General features: G+C 45.4%; 18 protein-coding genes. 3 read left to right on the top strand and 15 right to left on the bottom strand.

Annotated elements, in window-relative coordinates; translation table 11 throughout:
* The first annotated feature begins 92 nt into the window (after nt 1–92).
* The gene (locus CES79_RS04960) at nt 93–857 is read left to right on the top strand and encodes an exodeoxyribonuclease III (RefSeq protein ID WP_054654124.1); all 765 of its coding nucleotides are present in this window, start codon (nt 93–95) and stop codon (nt 855–857) included.
* 28 nt (nt 858–885) lie between these two features.
* On the top strand, nt 886–1,419 hold the full coding sequence (locus CES79_RS04955; RefSeq protein ID WP_054654125.1) for a 3'-5' exonuclease: 534 nt from the start codon (nt 886–888) through the stop codon (nt 1,417–1,419).
* A gap of 86 nt (nt 1,420–1,505) precedes the next feature.
* On the opposite strand, the gene CES79_RS04950 is transcribed toward CES79_RS04955, so the two are convergent.
* From CES79_RS04950 to CES79_RS04935, 4 genes are all read right to left on the bottom strand, one after another.
* On the bottom strand, nt 1,506–2,009 hold the full coding sequence (locus CES79_RS04950) for a GNAT family N-acetyltransferase (protein WP_054654126.1): 504 nt from the start codon (nt 2,007–2,009) through the stop codon (nt 1,506–1,508).
* On the bottom strand, nt 1,999–2,481 hold the full coding sequence (gene tsaE, locus CES79_RS04945; RefSeq protein WP_054654127.1) for a tRNA (adenosine(37)-N6)-threonylcarbamoyltransferase complex ATPase subunit type 1 TsaE: 483 nt from the start codon (nt 2,479–2,481) through the stop codon (nt 1,999–2,001). The genes CES79_RS04950 and tsaE overlap by 11 nt, the downstream gene beginning before the upstream one ends.
* Nucleotides 2,482–2,559: 78 nt before the next feature.
* Complete coding sequence (pta, locus tag CES79_RS04940; protein ID WP_054654128.1) at nt 2,560–3,534, bottom strand: phosphate acetyltransferase; 975 nt, start codon at nt 3,532–3,534, stop codon at nt 2,560–2,562.
* Between the two features lie 34 nt (nt 3,535–3,568).
* Complete coding sequence (locus CES79_RS04935) at nt 3,569–4,294, bottom strand: uracil-DNA glycosylase (protein WP_054654129.1); 726 nt, start codon at nt 4,292–4,294, stop codon at nt 3,569–3,571.
* 263 nt (nt 4,295–4,557) lie between these two features.
* On the opposite strand from CES79_RS04935, the gene CES79_RS04930 reads away from it, so the two are divergent.
* A complete protein-coding gene (locus CES79_RS04930; protein WP_054654130.1) occupies nt 4,558–5,133 on the top strand; it encodes an LURP-one-related/scramblase family protein in 576 nt (191 codons plus the stop codon).
* A gap of 52 nt (nt 5,134–5,185) precedes the next feature.
* Here the strand turns inward: CES79_RS04930 and smpB are convergent, their stop codons facing one another.
* The 11 genes from smpB to CES79_RS04875 all read right to left on the bottom strand — a co-directional run bounded on the left by smpB (nt 5,186) and on the right by CES79_RS04875 (nt 18,150).
* Nucleotides 5,186–5,659, bottom strand: a complete 474-nt coding sequence (smpB, locus tag CES79_RS04925; protein ID WP_089136495.1) for an SsrA-binding protein SmpB — start codon at nt 5,657–5,659, stop codon at nt 5,186–5,188.
* 24 nt (nt 5,660–5,683) lie between these two features.
* The gene (gene rnr / locus CES79_RS04920; protein WP_089136494.1) at nt 5,684–8,056 is read right to left on the bottom strand and encodes a ribonuclease R; all 2,373 of its coding nucleotides are present in this window, start codon (nt 8,054–8,056) and stop codon (nt 5,684–5,686) included.
* Nucleotides 8,057–8,096: 40 nt separating this feature from the next.
* Complete coding sequence (locus CES79_RS04915; RefSeq protein WP_089136493.1) at nt 8,097–8,843, bottom strand: alpha/beta hydrolase; 747 nt, start codon at nt 8,841–8,843, stop codon at nt 8,097–8,099.
* Between the two features lie 72 nt (nt 8,844–8,915).
* A complete protein-coding gene (gene secG / locus CES79_RS04910) occupies nt 8,916–9,152 on the bottom strand; it encodes a preprotein translocase subunit SecG (RefSeq protein WP_054654132.1) in 237 nt (78 codons plus the stop codon).
* 118 nt (nt 9,153–9,270) lie between these two features.
* A complete protein-coding gene (locus CES79_RS04905; RefSeq protein ID WP_089136492.1) occupies nt 9,271–10,809 on the bottom strand; it encodes a ClC family H(+)/Cl(-) exchange transporter in 1,539 nt (512 codons plus the stop codon).
* Between the two features lie 94 nt (nt 10,810–10,903).
* The gene (locus CES79_RS04900; protein WP_089136491.1) at nt 10,904–12,244 is read right to left on the bottom strand and encodes a hypothetical protein; all 1,341 of its coding nucleotides are present in this window, start codon (nt 12,242–12,244) and stop codon (nt 10,904–10,906) included.
* A gap of 149 nt (nt 12,245–12,393) precedes the next feature.
* Nucleotides 12,394–13,713: a phosphopyruvate hydratase gene (eno, locus tag CES79_RS04895; protein ID WP_054654135.1), complete on the bottom strand. Its 1,320-nt coding sequence runs from the start codon at nt 13,711–13,713 to the stop codon at nt 12,394–12,396.
* Between the two features lie 96 nt (nt 13,714–13,809).
* Nucleotides 13,810–14,565: a triose-phosphate isomerase gene (gene tpiA / locus CES79_RS04890; RefSeq protein WP_054654136.1), complete on the bottom strand. Its 756-nt coding sequence runs from the start codon at nt 14,563–14,565 to the stop codon at nt 13,810–13,812.
* Nucleotides 14,566–14,722: 157 nt separating this feature from the next.
* Nucleotides 14,723–15,925 carry a phosphoglycerate kinase gene (locus CES79_RS04885; RefSeq protein ID WP_089136490.1) on the bottom strand — a complete coding sequence of 401 codons (1,203 nt, stop codon included), beginning with the start codon at nt 15,923–15,925 and terminating at the stop codon, nt 14,723–14,725.
* 117 nt (nt 15,926–16,042) lie between these two features.
* A complete protein-coding gene (gap, locus tag CES79_RS04880) occupies nt 16,043–17,053 on the bottom strand; it encodes a type I glyceraldehyde-3-phosphate dehydrogenase (RefSeq protein WP_054654137.1) in 1,011 nt (336 codons plus the stop codon).
* 68 nt (nt 17,054–17,121) lie between these two features.
* The gene (locus tag CES79_RS04875; protein WP_054654138.1) at nt 17,122–18,150 is read right to left on the bottom strand and encodes a sugar-binding transcriptional regulator; all 1,029 of its coding nucleotides are present in this window, start codon (nt 18,148–18,150) and stop codon (nt 17,122–17,124) included.
* Nucleotides 18,151–18,274 lie beyond the last annotated feature (124 nt).

Here is an 18,274-nt window from a genome sequence, read left to right as displayed (position 1 = left end):
CCCGCTTGTAATCATGATCAGCAATCACCTAGCACCGCTTAAAAATGCTAAAATAAAACTAAACGATGTATCAAGAAAGGATGTTGACTGCCGTGAAATTTGTCAGTTGGAACGTCAACGGTCTGCGGGCCGCTGTTAAACATGATTTTATGACTACTTTTAACACCTTAGACGCGGACTTCTTCTGCGTTCAAGAAACGAAAATGCAACCCGATCAGCTCACGCTAGAGTTGCCCGGATATCACCAATACTTTAATTCTGCCGACCGGAAGGGTTATTCAGGCACCGCTATTTTTACCAAACATGATCCACTTAACGTCACCTATGATATTGGCACCGATGAATTTGACCATGAGGGCCGTGTGATCACCTTGGAATACACGGATTTTTACCTGGTCACCTGTTACACGCCTAATTCGGGTACGGGCCTTAAACGGCTTGAGTTTCGGATGGGCTGGGAAGATGCCTTTCAAGATTACCTCGACCAGTTAAACCAAAAGAAACCGGTCATTTTATGCGGTGACCTAAACGTGGCACACGAAGAAATTGATATTCGTAATCCGAAAACTAACCATAAAAGTGCTGGCTTTACGGATCAGGAACGGGAAGCCTTTACGCGTTTACTTGGACGTGGCTATACCGATACTTTCCGCTATTTCTATCCCGATGTTACCGACCGTTACTCGTGGTGGAGCTACCGGTTCAAAGCCCGTGATCGTAACGCTGGCTGGCGAATCGACTACTTTGTTACCAGTAATGCCCTCCAGCCTAAGCTAGCATCCGCTGACATTAAAGACACCATTTTCGGTTCGGACCACTGTCCAATTACCTTGACAACCACTGGCCTTCACGTATAATTTGGATAACTTGAAAGGAGTGGCACTATTGAACTTTGTCGCAATGGATTTTGAAACCGCCAACGGCAAGCGCTATTCTGCTTGTTCCTTGGCACTGACTATCGTTCGTAACAGTCAGGTAGCAGATGAGTTTTACACGCTGATCAAACCTGACACTGACTTTTTCTGGCGCAACGTCCAGATCCATGGCATTCACGAAGCTGACGTTGCTGATGCGCCGGATTTTCCAACGGTCTGGCCGCACATTCAATCCCTATTCACGCCAGAACAGCTGGTAATTGCCCACAACGCGCAATTTGATAACAGCGTACTGCGCCAAACCTTAAACCATTACGGAATGACCTCACCAGCCTACCTCACACTGGACACGGTAAAAACCAGCCGGCAATTTTTACCCACGCTGGCAGACCATAAGCTCAACACCGTAGCTGACGCGCTGGGAATTTCACTGGAACACCACCACAATGCGCTGGATGATAGTTTAGCCTGCGCCAACATTTTACTATCAGAAACTAACACTTTTGGCCAGGAAGCTATTAAGCCGTTTATTAAACTGGCCTGATGAGTTGAATAATTAACACCAAAAATAAGCCTAGTTACCAGACAGCTGGTAATTAGGCTTATTTATGTTCATTAAAATTCAAAAAACTACTTCACCGCTAACTGCATTTCATAGGCTGCAACTACTTCACCAGCTGAGGTGGTCACCCGTAATTTTTGCGTGGTCTGAAACCCAATATCTTGATAGAGTTTTACGGCCCGTTGATTACGTGCCTGCACGGTCAGTGAAATAATTTCGTAGGAACTGTCTAAAGCTGCCCAATCAAGACCGCTTAACATGAGTTCCCGACCAATGCCCTTTCGCCAATACTGCTTCAGGACCGCGACACCAATTTCACCGGTTCCGTCTGTCGAAGTCGGCAAGATGGTGACTAATCCAACTGGGTTTCCATCTAAGATAGCTAACAGCAATAGCTGCTGATTGGACTTGCTAATTTGTTTGATCTGTTCGCTTTCGGTCGCTGGATCAACGTCATCGCTGGTATCTTCAAAAGTGGTCGATTCCGTTTTAAGGCTTTTGAGTAACTTTAACGTGGCCTGCGTATCCGTTGGCAGTGCTTTTCGAAGCGTTAACTCCGGCTCATTTGCCATGACGTTTTTCCTGTAATTGTTTGACCATGGTAACAAACCTTGCGCCATGGGGCTCAAACGTTAATTCACGCTGATTTTCGCCCAGATCATCTAACCGCTTAAAGGCAATCCGTAAATAATCAGCGGGCAGCTCATCGGCTACAAACTTTGACCATTCCACAACGCTGACACCGTCACCATTGAAGTATTCCTCTAGCCCCAGTTCATCGCCGCTGCCATCTTCTAATCGGTAAACGTCCATATGGTACAGCGGGATTCGGCCGTCTTGATATTCGCGAATAATGGTGAAGGTAGGACTCTTAACGTTGCGTTTAATGCCTAATCCGGCCGCTAGACCCTTAGTAAAGGTCGTTTTACCGGCACCCAGGTCACCATCCAATAAAATAATGTCTTTTGGCGCCAATAACGGTGCAATTTGCTGGCCAATCGTCATGGTCTCTTCTGGTGTTGAAACTTTAACTGTAACTGTCATGATTACTCCTTAACTCAAAAGGAGCTGGGGCAACGACGCTGCCGACAGCTCCAAGATTTTTTAATTTAAAAATTCAATTTAAACAGCTTGTGCGGCAGTGACGATAGCGACTTTATAAACGTCTTCTTCGTTGCAGCCACGTGACAAGTCTGACACTGGTGCGTTCATCCCTTGCAGCAGCGGACCAACGGCTTCATAGCCGCCTAACCGTTGCGCAATCTTGTAACCAATGTTGCCGGCTTCAAGTTCTGGGAAGACAAACACGTTAGCGTGCCCAGCGACCTTTGAACCCGGTGCCTTGCTGGCAGCCACTTCTGGAACAACTGCGGCATCAAATTGCAGTTCACCGTCGATTGCAATGTCCGGTGCCTGTTCTTGAGCTAACTTGGTTGCTTCTTGAACTTTAGTAACTTGGTCAGCTTTAGCAGAACCCTTAGTTGAGAAGCTTAACATGGCAACTTTCGGGTCAATGTCGTACTTCTTAGCCGTTTGCGCACTTTCCACAGCCACTTCAGCCATGCCGGCAGCATCCAAGTCAATGTTGATGGCACAATCAGCAAAGATCAAGCGTTCGTCACCTTTCAGCAAGATGAAGTAACCGCTGATCCGCTTAACGCCTGGCTTGGTCTTAATGATCTGCAGTGCTGGCCGAACCGTATCACCAGTTGGGTGAATGGCACCTGAAACCATGGCATCCGCTTCACCGAGATAAACCAGCATAGTGCCCCAATAGTTAGGATCTTCCAGCATTTTAGCTGCCTGTTCTGGGGTATTCTTACCCTTACGGCGTGCAACTAAAGCATCCAGCATCTTCTTTTTTTCATCGTCAGATGCCTTGGTTGGGTCGGCCAGCTTAACGCCAGCTAGATCAAAGCCCTTTTCCTTGGCAGTGGCTTTGATCTTATCAACGTCACCAAGTAAAATCGGCTGCAGTAATTTTTCCGATGCTAATCGGCTGGCGGCACCAATAATTCTGATGTCCTCACCTTCAGGCAAGACAACTGTCTTGTTCAAACCACTAATCTTTTGCTTCAAACTATCAAAAAGTTCCAAAATATAGACCTCCAGATTTTGAGATTCCGACTAGTCAATTCTCTTTTGACGCCTCTTGCTGTGGTGTTGGTTCCTCAGCAGTAACGTGCTCAGGTAACTGCCAGTCAATGGGTGTTTCTCCAAGTGATTTTAGTGCGATGTTGGTTTTAGAAAACGGCTTTGACCCAAAGAAGCCCCGATTAGCTGATAACGGACTTGGATGAGCTGATTGAATCACAATATTGGCTTTCGTGTCGATCAGACTGATCTTACTTTGCGCCGCTCGCCCCCATAAAATGAAAATTACGGGAGTTGGTCGCTCTGACAATTTATGAATCGCCGCGTCCGTTAACTGTTCCCAGCCCTTTCCTTTGTGGGAAAAAGCGTGGCCATTACGAACGGTCAAAACTGAGTTCAACAGGAGAACCCCCTGTTTCGCCCACTTCTCCAGATAACCATGGTTAACGGGCTTAATGCCTAAATCAGACTGCAATTCCTTATAAATATTTCTCAGACTCGGTGGGATCTGAACCCCAGGCAAGACTGAAAAACTCAGCCCGTGCGCCTGATTGGGTTCATGATAGGGATCCTGCCCTAAAATCACGACCTTGACCTTCGAAAAGGGCGTCCATTCAAATGCTTCAAAAATATGAAACATGTCCGGATGGATATTTTGCGTCTGATACTCATGAACCAGAAAAGCGCGTAAGTTTTGGTAATATGCCTTTTTGAACTCAGGCTCCAAAACGGGCCACCAATCATTATGAATAAACGGTTTCATTCCCAACACCTCAACGTTCATTCTATCATAGATTTTCACAAATTATTAGTGAAAACGCTGAAAAATAGTTTGAACGGTCAACCTTTACTTTTGACTGATACCACTCCAGTCCAATCAGTGACCACCTGCCAATTCGAAAATTAATTGGGCTTTGACAATCTAAAAATAGCCAGTTGATTAAGCTCAATTTATCGTCTATCCATGTTAGAATGAATGTTAAATAATGTAAATTAAATTTGACAAAAATGATTGGAGGGGCTTCCATGCGCACACTGTACATTCGACAAGACAGTTTAGCCGCTAAGGGGGCCAGCGTCGTTCGTGATGAAGATCGACGCTCAATTTACCTATTAGTTGGTAAATGGGGACGTCATCAAGACGCCCTTTCACTGTACCAAATTGATGGCGACCTGCTCGCAGAACTGCACCAAACTTCACTGGGCCTGCTCCCCCACTTTGATATTTACTATCAGGGTGAAAAAGTGGGTGCCATTTCAAAACGCCTGGGTTTCTTTAACCAAATGATCTACATCAGCAATCTGCACTGGATCATCGTTGGTAATTTAGTCTCTGGTAATTATAAAATTTATCACGGCACCACCATGATCATGAATTCTCGTGGCGATGGTGACCTGCGGGAAATGAAAATTGCGACTCAAGAGCTGGAACCGATCTGTATCTGTATCGCGGCTACCCTAGATCACTGGGCAAGCGGCCACAGCCAGTTGAAAACGCCCGCTCAAGCTTGGCACGCGACACTCAATCGGCAATTGGGCCTACACGGCAGCAACGCTTGGCACTATGCCAATCACCAAGTTTGGCACCGAATGTTACATTAAAAGAAGCACCTGTTAATCAGTTTACAAACTGATTAACAGGTGCTCTTTTTGATTAATAGTGTTTCATCACACGTGCGATTTGACGATCCTGATCACGACGCTTGATGGTTTCACGTTTATCATATTCGTGTTTCCCTTTGGCAACGCCAAGTAACACTTTGGCAAAACCATTTTTGAGGTAGATGCGCAAAGGAACGATTGTAATTCCCTTATCCTGCGTTTCGCCGGCCAGTCGAGCAATTTCTTTCTTATGCAGGAGCAGCTTGCGGTTACGCAGCGGATCATGGTTAAAGCGATTACCTTGGGTATATTCACTAATATGAATGTTCATGAGCCAAGCTTCGCCATTGCGGACCTGAGCAAACCCATCGGTCAGGTTCACCCGTTTAGCGCGAATCGATTTGATCTCGGTCCCGGTTAGTACCAGACCTGCTTCATAGGTATTGAGGATCGCATAATCATGCCGCGCCTTTTTATTTTGAGCCATGACATTCTTGCTAGTTGGTTTATTTTTTCTTTTGGCCAACAGTCCTCACCTCATTTCTAAAGATTAATGACTTGGTTTGTGATTTGAACGGTTACCAGATTGGGTCTGGTTTCTCGTATGGTGGACGTTATTATTGCGGCCACCATTGCGATTACCGTTCTTATTGTTACGGTTACCATTATTTTGAGAATGGCGATGATCGTTTGGCCGACCATTACGATTGCGGTTGCCAGAATAACTGTGGTGTTCGCGCTTTGGCAGCAAGTCAGAAACTGGTGCTGCTTTCGGATCAACTAGCGCAAAGTCAATTTGTGATTGTTCCTTGTCTACGTTAACGACCTTGACCTTGACCGGCTGGCCGATTCGGTAAGTCCGGTGAGTTTTACGCCCAACCAGTGCCAGATACTTTTCAACGTATTCATAATAATCATCCGTTAAGCGGCTAATGTGAATCAAACCTTCAACCGTGTTCGGTAATTCAATGAACATCCCAAACTTCATCACAGAACTGACAGTGGCGTCAAATTCTTCACCAAGATGGTCAGCCATGTATTCGGCTTTCTTCATGGAATCAGTATCCCGTTCGGCATCGACCGCACGACGTTCCATTTCTGATGAATGGATTCCAATCTCTTCTAGCAGATCTGCGTAGCGTTCCTTACTCTTAGCATTAATGCCGTTTTCTTCGTAAAAATGAATCAGACGGTGAACCATGGTGTCAGGATAACGTCGAATTGGTGACGTAAAGTGGGTGTAGTATTTCGCAGCTAACCCAAAGTGACCCAAGGATTGATCGGTGTATCGAGCCTGTTTTAGACTTCTCAGCATCATCACTGAAACAACTGCTTCTTCAGGCTTACCAGCAACTGATTTCAGCACGCTTTGCAGCGTCTTTGGTCGCAAATGATCAGGATCACCCTTAACGTTGATCCCAAAGGCCGTTAAGAATTCGAAGAAACTCTTGACCCGTTCACCATCTGGGGTTTCGTGAACCCGGTAGATAAACGGTGCTTTTGCTTTATTATAGTGTTCAGCAACGGTTTCGTTAGCAGCCAGCATAAATGATTCAATCATTTTTTCAGCTAAGCCACGAACCCGCAACTTAATGTCAATGGCGTGACCGGTTTCGTCCACAATGATTTCTGCTTCTTGATCATCAAAGTCAATGGCACCACGGCGCTTACGCTGCTTGTATAACACTTTATGCAGTTCGCCCATGGCTTCAAACATTGGCACTAACTTGGCATACTTTTCACGGGTGGCATCATCGTGTGCTTCCAAGATCTTATTCACATCGGTATAGGTCATCCGTGCTGCTGATTTCATGACACTTGGATGAATCCGGTGCTTAACGACGTTCCCTTGCGGATCGATTTCCATTTCACAGCTCATACATAGCCGCAAAACGCCCTCGTTTAGAGAACAGATCCCGTTTGATAACCGCCGTGGCAGCATTGGGATAACCCGGTCAGTCAGGTAGACACTGGTTCCACGCTTGTAGGCTTCCTGATCAATCAGTGAGCCTTCCTTAACGTAGTGCGACACATCGGCAATGTGCACCCCTAAATGATAGTTACCATTGTCTAACTTCCAAACGGTAACCGCATCATCCAAGTCTTTTGATGATTCACCATCAATCGTGACTAAGTCTTGATCAGTAATGTCTTCACGACCCGCCATTTCGGCTTCCGTAACGTGATCTGGAATAGCGTCAGCTTCCTGTAAAACGTCCTCAGGAAATTCAGCTGGAATGTCATGCGCGTACACGATCTGCAGGATATCGATCCCAGGATCATCCACACTACCGATGACTTTCTTGGCAATTCCGACCATCGCTAATGGGTGATCAGAGTTAGGATATTCCGTGATTTCTGCGGTCACAACTTCACCGGGCGTTGGCTTTAAGCCGGTATCTACCACATAAAACTTGTACCGGTTCAACTTTTTATCGGTTAACCGAACTTGACCGAAATAGCCAGCATCGTCATCGGTTTGCTGGAAGGCACCTACCACGTGTGTGTAGTGATGTTCTTCGATGCCCGTGACTTTACCTTCTGGACCGCGATCTGAATGCGGGTCAGCAGCACGGACAATTTCCATGTTGACCGTGTCACCGTTTAACGCCAGCATGGTGTTATCAGGTGCGATGTAAGCATCCGGTAATTCGTCGTCATAAGCGACGAACCCGAAGCCCTTATCATTGGCGTGAAATACACCAGTGAGTGTCCGGGCCTTTTCATTTAATTGAAATTCACCTTCACTAGTGACCACGGCGATTTCTTCGCGTTCCAGCCGCGCAAATTCTTGCACGATCAGTTTAAACGCTGCCGAGCCATGATACCCAAGGGCATCGGAAACGTCTTCAACCCGGAATCGTTTTGTGGGATTTGCACGAAGCAAATCCGTTATCTGTTGCTTTAAATTGTTATCTTCCACGATTTATTCCTCATTAATTTAGTATTTGTTTTTGTGGTACTTAGTTAAATATCCGTTTTAAATAAACTGTTAAATCTTGTTCAAGTTGCTGATGAGCATTATTGACCGTAATAACGTGCCCGGCATCTTGATAGTAGTGAAAGCTGACCTCACTATGGGTCAAGGCGTTCCGCAATGCATACGCTTTTTGCGCGTCGATCAGCTCATCTTGACCACCCTGAGCAACAAACGTCGGTTGCTGGATACTGCCCAGTCTATCGGCTACCCGACCAGAAAACTGCCTAATCTGGACTAATTGGTCTGGCAGATGCGCTGTTATCCAGTCTAAACGTCGCTGCTGTTCCTCATCGCCAACTTTCAGGTACTGATACGTGGCTTTGGCCAGCTTGATAAATTCTGGTACGAGGTTATTTTTCTCAGACGCGATGACGGGGGAACTAAACGATCCGCCGCCCAGTAAATGGGCGTCTTCTTCTAACGCCCGCATCGCAAAAATACCGCCCAAGGATAGACCAAAAATACTGATGCGCGTAAATTGGCGATCACGCAGAAATTGAATGGCCTGCTTCGTATCTCGCCACCATGCATCCGGCGACCCCTGCGTTAAAATATCAGCCGGCTCAGCCGTCCCGTGACCGGTGAACATCGGGGCATAGATCGTATAGCCCAGCCGTTGCAGGTACCGACCAAGCATCCGCACGTCGTTGGAATTGCTAGCATAGGCGTGCATTAAAATGACTGCTTGGGGCCCACCTTCAAAAAAGAAGGATCTTGGCAGCTGAATCATCTCTATTCACCTCCGGTCAGTGGTGGTAAAAAGTTAAAAATCCCCCTGTGGTCATCACAGGAGGATCTATTGCTAGTGTGAAGATAGATAGGCTAATACTAACGCCAGCGCAAAGAAAATTACTCCCAAAACAACAGTTGCTTTTTGCATGAATGCTTCAAAGCCCCGAGCCTTTTGATGGGAAAATAAATCTGTACCGCCACCACTTAAGGCAGACATTGCATCGTCTTGCTTAGCGGGTTGCATTAACACTGCAATTATAATAAGTACACTATCGATCATCAGTAATGTTAACAGTAAATTGTACAAGAAATTGCCTCCTATTACACCTTTTGTCTCCGACAATACCTCTATACAATTTATCATAAAAAGCGAAAGATTACTACCCTGTGGCTCAAATTCCGATTGTTAGCAACCTCAAAACTGGCTATTCTCCGGTTAGCTGTTTCATTTTTCGCCGAACGTGTGACAGTCTTTTTTGCGGTACGTTTAATAATAGCGTATCCCCTAAGCGAATCACCGTATCGCCATGGGGCACGATCACGCGTTCACCACGTTTGATCTCAGTTAACAGCGTGCCCTCTGGCCAGTTCACATCACGGGTCTGCTGACCGTCGATAATGGCGTTCTCAAACACCGGGAACTCTAACTGGGTCACTGGCTGCGACTGTCCGTGATGCGCCTTCTGAAGTGACTGTTCCAACATAGCTGCGTACACGGGCGTCCCACCCAGTACGTCAACGGTCAAGTAAGCAATCAAGGAAACCACGGCTAACGGCATGAGATGCTGCAGCGTCCCCACCATCTCAGTAATCAGTAAGATTGCCGTAAACGGCGCCTTACTGATACCCGCAAAGTAGCCGGCCATGGCCGTGATCGTAAAGATCGGCACCACCGCTGGACTGGCTAAATGCCAAGCTACCAGTACCTGTCCAAATAAAGCCCCTAAAACTGCGCCTAAGGTTAAAATCGGCAGAAAAATACCACCAGGCAAGCCCGTTCCATACGCCATCATGGAATAAATGAACCGGACGACAAAAACGATCAGTAAGATCATAATACCGGGAGCCCGGCCACCGATGGAAACGATCAGCTGATTCCCACCGCCTAAGATCTGCGGTAGAAATAGGCCAACCGGAATCAGGAGAATAAAGGCAATTAAACTATTATATTCATCCGGCAGCCATTTCAACTTGTGATACCAAGCACCGACTCTTAATACGACTAACTGATAAAGCCGGCCAAACAAGCCTAATAATAACCCCAGCAAGATCAGCCAGCCGTACTGTTCCAGCGGTAAAGCGTGCACATAGCTAATGTGCAAGACCGGTGTTAGGCCAAAGAAGAACGTTGACACAAAATCAGCGGCAATCGCACTGGCAAGTGCCGTGATCCACACCATCGTGGAAAAATTATGATAAACTTCCTCTAAAATAAACAAAGAACTAGCAATGGGCGCATTAAACGCCGCCGACAATCCAGCTGAAGCACCGCTGGCAATCAAAATTCGGCGCTTATTACCCGAAATCTTCCGGCCGGCAGCAAATCCTTGCCCCACCGTGGCACCCAACTGAATGGAAGGCCCTTCACGCCCCAGAAACAGACCGCTACCGATAGCCAGCACACCCCCAACGAATTTTTTCCACAGCACCGGCCACCATTGATATTCCACTTCGCCCATCAGTTGACCTTCAACCTGAGGAATCCCAGAGCCCTTGATTTCTGGTGTTTGCTTTAGCCAGTGGCCAATCAGTAACGTCAATAAAACGCTAATAACGACCCAAACGCCAAGTAGCCAGTAATGCTGATTAGCTTGGCGAAAGAACCATTGGACTAATAGCAGCCCATGGCTGATCAATAAGCGAAAAACGCTCACGACCACGCCAGCAATGAGTCCAATCAAGATTCCTTGGGCTACCGCATTGATCCGCGAGAAATCAATTTTTTTACGTTGTCTATCGTTCATGTCATACTCCTAACATTTTCGTTCGGCTATTATTTTAGCATATGTAAGCAAAAGCCCGATGTAAAATCGGGCTTTTGGTTTAATTCGTGTCGCTTTAAGCGTGCTTTTTAGGGTGTGAACGATGATTATTTTTGGAATGGTGCTTGTGTTTTGATTGACGGTGTTTCAGACGCTGACCATGTTTTTTAGCTTTACTGCTTTTAGAATGATGTTTTCGCTGTTTAACTTGACGTTTTTTATGTTTTGTGTGAACAAGTTTACGCCGAGTCTTTTTATGCTGGGATGTTGGTTGTTTCTCCAATAATTTAGTATACCGATCCAGCAGTTGGTTAAACTGGTCTAGCAACCTTTTAAATTCTGGTGACTGGGTCAACGTTGCATTGTTATCTAAGTGATTGGTGTTCCCGTTTGCTTCAGGCTGGGCTATGGGGTTAGAACTGTTATTATTGGGGTTCTCAATTGGTAATGGTTGAGGAGTTGGTGCAGGTATTGGTTTTGAACCTGGTTTTGAACCTGGTTTTGAACCTGGTTTTGAACCTGGTTTTGAACCTGGTTTTGAACCTGTATCTGGTTGTTCTGGCTGATTTGACCCTATATCCGATTGCCCTGGTTGTGGAGCCGGTTTTTCCGGTTGCTTATCTGAATTCTTTTTAATTTCAAACTGGATATTACCATTACCTGCTTCATCATAACTGACTTTACGCGATTGAATTTGATAACCTGCAGTCTTGACCTGATCAGAAAGCTGATTTAATTTTTCAGTCACCTGATTATAGGTAGCTGTACTATCCGTATCCAGGCCTTCATGAGCCACCTTTTCCCCATCAACAGTCTCATAGGTAATCTGATAATCAATATTTTGACGATGAATGGTAGTCTCAATCGGTGCCATGTTCCGGGTAATCACGACATCTTTATTAGTCACTAAAGAATAGTCATCTTCTAGCGGTTTTACCAGAATTGGCCGACAAATACCATCAACTGAACCATAATCATACTGATAATCAGTAAATTGCTTAGTACTTCTGGTTGCATCAGGATTCTCAAGCACATACCTTAATTTCGGCTTTTCGCTGTTTGCAAACAGCTTCATACTGACCAAAGGCGGATTTGTTTCACCTTTCAGAATCTTAACAACCATGGTATTCCCATCAGAATTATAATAATTTGGGAAAATGGATTGCAGATTATAAGTCCTCGTTCCGTTAGCTAAAGTTCCGGTAACCCCATGAATTGATTTTTCCACTGAAATAGTATCAGTTTCCTTAGGTAAATTTCGTCTTATTTGTGATGATCCTGCATCTAAAACACTCCTCGTCACCTCATACGTTAATTTATAGGGCTCAAATGCACCCTGAGCAGCACTCGCCTTAGTGCCAGTCAGCCCGACTCCCATTGCCACTGCTATTCCGAGTAATAATCGACTATACTTCATTGCGTGTTGTTCTCCTTTCTCGTTATGCCATTAACTACGCAAGAACAGTCGATTAAAATTAGAAATAAAAAAGGGTTCTCAAATGATGTTAGTCATCATTTGAGAACCCTTAATTTATGGGATCGAGACAAGCTGCCTCAATTCATTTATTACTTGTTTTGGATAGCTTCGCGAGCTTGTTCGCTCAAGTTGTAGAATGAGTGAATGCCCTTGTAGTCTGAAACTTCGCCAAGTTGATCTTCGATACGCATCAATTGGTTGTACTTAGCGATCCGTTCGCCACGGCTCATTGAACCAGTCTTGATTTGACCAGCGTTCAATGCAACAACTAAGTCAGCAATGGTGGTGTCTTCAGTTTCACCTGAACGGTGTGAAATGATAGCAGTGTAACCTGCTTCTTTGGCCATTTCAACGGCTTCAACAGTTTCAGTTAAAGTACCGATTTGGTTAAGCTTGATTAAGATTGAGTTAGCAACGCCCATCTTGATACCCTTTGCAAGGTAATCAGTGTTCGTAACGAACAAGTCATCACCGACGATTTGAACCTTCTTGCCTAAGCGAGAAGTAGCCATCTGCCAGTCTTCCCATTCGTTTTCGTCCAATGGGTCTTCGATTGAAACAACTGGGTACTTGTCAACGATGCTTTCAAGTAAGCTGACAAATTCTTCAGCAGTGTATGACTTACCGTCACCCTTAAGGTCGTAAGTCTTAGTTTCAGTGTTGTAGAATTCTGATGAGGCACAGTCAAAGGCAATTGCGACATCCTTGCCTGGCTTGTAACCAGCCTTCTTGATAGCTTCAACTAAGATTTCGAATGGTTCTTCGTTGTTCTTCAAGTCAGGAGCAAATCCACCTTCGTCACCAACGGCAGTAGAGTAGCCACGGTCGTTTAAGATAGCTTTCAAAGCATGGAAGGTTTCTGAACCCATCCGAACAGCTTCCTTAATAGAAGGTGCACCAACAGGCATGATCATGAATTCTTGGAAGTCAACCTTGTTGTTAGCATGCTTCCCACCGTTGATAACGTTCATCATTGGAGTAGGAAGAAGGTGACCATTGAAGCCGCCTAAGTAGTTGTATAGCGGAACTTCAAGTTCGTCAGCAGCAGCACGAGCAGCAGCTAATGAAACACCTAAGATAGCGTTAGCACCAAGCTTGCCCTTGTTAGGCGTACCATCTAACTTGATCATAGCCTTGTCGATAGAAATTTGGTCAGTTACATCGTAACCAACGATTTCCTTAGCGATAATGTTGTTTACGTTGTCAACGGCTTTAGTAACACCCTTGCCACCGTAACGAGACTTGTCACCATCACGTAATTCAACGGCTTCATGTTCACCAGTAGAAGCACCTGAAGGTACGATTCCACGGCCAACTGCACCGGCTTCTGTGTAGACTTCAACTTCAACAGTTGGGTTACCACGTGAGTCTAAGACTTCGCGGGCGTAAATATCAGAAATAATTGACATTATATTCTCTCCTTATGAAAGTTTATCCTAGCGGGAAACAATTCCCCGCAGTCTATTCTATTAGTTTACCTTTGAACTTGCAATTACTATTTGAGTTTATTTTTGGTAGTGGACCAATTGCAGAAATGTTTCTGGGTCCAGACTAGCGCCACCAGCCAAAACACCATCGATATTTTGCTTCGCCATAATCTGAGAAATATTTTCTGGGTTGACGCTACCGCCATATAAAACCCGCATCTGGTTAGCGACATCGTCACCATATAAATCAGCAACCGTCTGACGAATAAGATAACAGCCCTCTTCAGCCTGATCAGCCGAAGCGGATTTGCCACTGCCAATGGCCCAGCTGGGTTCGTAGGCAATCACTAGCTGGCGCGCCTGGGCATCGGTGATGTCTTTTAAAGCACCAGTTACTTGACTGACCACCCAGTGAATTTTTTCGCCGGCTTCTAAGCGCCCCATCGTTTCATCACAGCACAAAATCGGTGTCATGTGATTGCGATAAACCGCGTGGACTTTCCGGTTAATAATATCATCGGTTTCGTTAAAGTAACTTCGCCGTTCAGAATGACCGACGATGACGTAGGGAATGCCCATTTGGTCTAGTGCCTGCGGTGAAGTTTCACCAGTGAAGGCACCAGCATCCTCATAGTAGCAATTTTCAGCACCAATTCTTAATCGATCTGCTCCATTAGCTTCAATCATCGTTTCTAATAAAATAGCCGGTGCTGCAATCGCCGTTTCAACTTGATCCGGTTCAGGCAGCTGATCTGACACAATTTGCATAAACGAGCGGGCGTCATCGACAGACTTATTCATCTTCCAATTACCCGCAATCAGTGGTATCCGCACAGTTAACGCTCCTTTGTTCAGTCATTTAAACACAACACCATTCTATCGAAATGAAACCGTTTTAGCTAGTGAAGTTAATCGCCATTTTTAGAAATCAGCTTAACAACTAAAAACTAGCAAAGAAGCCGGGACAGTCATCCCAGCTTCTTTAGTTGATTTACTTTTCACTGATAGCAGCAATACCAGGTAAAGTCTTACCTTCAAGGTATTCCAATGAAGCACCACCACCGGTAGAAATATGGGTCAGCTTGTCGCCAACACCAAGTTGTTGAACAGCAGCAGTTGAATCACCACCACCGACAATGGTTGTGGCATCAGTCAAGGTACCTAAGTACTTACCGATTTCAAGGGTACCTTCAGCGTAGTTACTCATTTCGAACACACCCATAGGTCCGTTCCAAACAACTAACTTAGCTGACTTCAAAACGTCTTCAAATTGAGCAATTGACTTAGGGCCGATATCTAAGGCCATGTAGCCATCAGGAATGTCGCCTTCGACAGTCTTGTGAGCAGCATCGTTATCGAACTTCTCAGCAACAACGGAATCAACAGGCAATACTAACTTGTCGCCAGCCTTGTCCATGATTTCTTTAGCTAAATCGATCTTGTCTTTTTCAACTAATGAGTTACCGATCTTCATACCCTTTGCAGCGTAGAAAGTATAAGTCATACCACCACCGATGATGACCTTGTCGGCTTTGTCTAATAAGTTGTCAATAACACCGATCTTATCAGAAACCTTAGCACCACCTAAGATAGCAACGAATGGGTGGGCCGGGTGAGAAACGGCACCACCGATAAACTTGATTTCCTTTTCCATCAAGAAACCAGCAGCGGTTTGTGGCATGTTAGAAGCGATACCAACGTTAGAAGCATGTTGACGGTGAGCAGTACCGAAAGCGTCGTTAATAAAGACGTCGCCAAGGGATGCCCAGTACTTGCCTAAGGCTGGATCGTTCTTTGATTCGCGCTTAACTTGTTCACCGTTCTTAACATCTTCGTAACGGGTGTTTTCCATTACTAAAACATCACCGTCATTCATGTTGTTGATGGCATCTTCAAGCTGCTTGCCTTCAGTTACGGGAACGAAGGTAACGGGCTTGTTCAGTAAGTTAGAAAGCCGTTCTGCAACTGGGCGCATTGATAAACCTGGCTTGTCGTCTTCTGACTTAACCCGGCCAAGGTGAGAAAGTAAGATAGCCTTACCATCGTGTTCGATAACGTACTTGATGGTTGGTAATGCAGCGACGATCCGGTTATCGTTGCCAATCACACCGTTTTTAATCGGCACGTTAAAGTCCACGCGCATTAGAACTTTTTTATCCTTTAAATCTAAATCTGAAACTGTTAATTTAGCCAATTTTAAGTCCTCCTGATTTATATCAAGTTGATCATTGTGACCTATGGTACAAGTCAATTGTTGTAAAAAGCGGAGAAAGTCTCCCTCCTCCGCCTTTTAGTTTTTTCTAATTAAATATTAAAGTGAAGCAAACTTCAACAAGGTACGAACCATGTTGCAAGTGAAGCCCCATTCGTTATCGTACCAAGCAACAGTCTTAACTAATTGAGCGTCGCCAGCAGAGGTAACTTCAGTTTGAGTTGGGTCAAATACTGAACCATGAGGGTCGTCAATGATGTCGGTTGAAACGATTTCGTCATCGTTGTAACCAAAGGCATCGTTGTCAACAGTGTGCTTCTTGATTGCTGCGTTAACTTCGTCAGCTGTAACCTTCTTGTTCAAGATAGCAACTAATTCAGTCAATGAACCATCAACAACGGCAACACGTTGTGCGTGACCTTGTAATTTACCATTCAATTCTGGGATAACTAAGCCAATAGCCTTAGCTGCACCAGTTGAATGAGGAATCGTGTTGATGCTTGCAGTACGGTTGTTACGCATCTTCTTACCGCGAGGGCCATCAAGAATTTGTTGAGTTGAAGTAAAGGCATGGATAGTAGTCATAGTACCTACTTTGATGCCGAATTCTTCGTTCATGAAGTAAGCTAATGGTGCCAAGCAGTTGGTTGTGCATGAACCAGCTGAAACAATCTTGTCATCAGCCTTTAAGGTATCCAAGTTAACACCTGGAACAACAGTACGAATGTCACCTGCAGGAGCTGAAACTAAGACACGCTTTGCACCGGCGTCCAAGTGAGCTTGTGACTTTTCTGCTGAAGTGTAAAAACCAGTACATTCGAGAACAAAGTCAACCCCGTCGTTCTTAACCCAAGGAATGTTTTGTGCCTTTGGTTCTGCATATACAGGGATTTCCTTGCCGTCAACAACGATACCTTTATCAGTTGCTGAAACTTCGCCAGGGAAACGACCATGTGTTGAATCATACTTTAGAAGGTATGCCAGCATTGAAGGAGTAGTCAAATCATTGATTGCTGTTACTTCGATGTCGTTAGAATGAAGTTCGTGGATCCGCTTGAATGCTAAACGTCCAATACGGCCAAAACCGTTAATACCAATTTTTACAGTCATAACTGTGTTTTCCTCCTTTAGGAAGTTAAAAAAATAATTATTTTAAACAGCGACACTAGTATATAGTATCACTTCTTTAAAATCATGTCAGCTAATCCTTCGTCCGTGATTAAAAATGTTTTAGCCGGAGGAATTTTGAAATATGCCTCAACTGCGGCAGCCTTACTGTGGCCACCAGCAACTGCAACGACCAGATCCATTCGATCCAGATCTGAGATCGACAAGCCTAGCTTGGGAACCCGGTAAACGATTTGACCATTTTGATCAAAGAAATCACCAAAAGCTTCCCCAACTGCGTGCCGGTTAACTAACGTTGCCGTTACCTCAGCGGACATTTGACGTCGTTTGGCCATCGCCATGGCATCACCCACACAATGAATCGCCACGTTGGCGTGGTCGATCAAATCAAGGGTCTGCGCAATGGCTGGTTCCTGACGTAATGATGTTGATGCTAACTTGGAACTTAACTCGGGTAGATACAGTGCTTGAAAATGACCATTGGTTGCTTCAGCCATTCGCGCGCAAACTGTATTGGCCTGAATCTTAGGGGATTCACCCATACCGCCCCGAGCCGGCACAAAAGTTAATTGCCGGTTATCAGCTAACGTGGCTGATAACGTTTCGGCGACAGCGGCCATTGTGGTCCCGCCCATGACGGCAACAACGCTTTCACCAGCTGGCAGCTGCTGTCGCAGTAAATCGTTAGCAGCCTCGCCCATCGTTTGTTTAACGTCTGAGCGGTCATCTGAATCGCCAGAAACAATCAGACAATCCTTTAAGCCAAGCCGGGTTTTGAGCTGTGTCTCCTTCTTACGAAGACCCGTTAGATCCGCTACCAGTGGCTGTAAATTCAGAATTGCTGTCTGGCCATCATCAGTCAGCCACACACCGTTAGTCTGCATTGAGACTAATCCAGTGTCAAGCAAACTGTCGAGATCGGTTCTCACCGTTCGTTCGGTAAGCGCCAATCGTTCAGCCAAAGAGCGGCGGCCAACTGGCTGCGTCTGTCGAATCATCAACAGCAGCGAATAGCGTCTGAGCAGTTTCTGGGTCATTTTCGGAACAACCGCATTCACCCATTTCCACTCAAGATCCATAGTTTTAACCAACTCTCCACCATCAGATGGGACAGCATATGTCCCATGGTGACGTAATGTGACCCATGCAGGTCAAAATTTAATGGGTACTTATCATTACCCACAAACAAGATTATAGCAGGGG

It is taken from the genome of Secundilactobacillus silagei JCM 19001, from assembly GCF_002217945.1.
GTDB classification, from domain to species: Bacteria; Bacillota; Bacilli; order Lactobacillales; family Lactobacillaceae; genus Secundilactobacillus; species Secundilactobacillus silagei.
The sequence above is the reverse complement of the archived record's forward strand: the minus strand, read 5'-3'. Positions and strand labels throughout refer to the sequence as shown.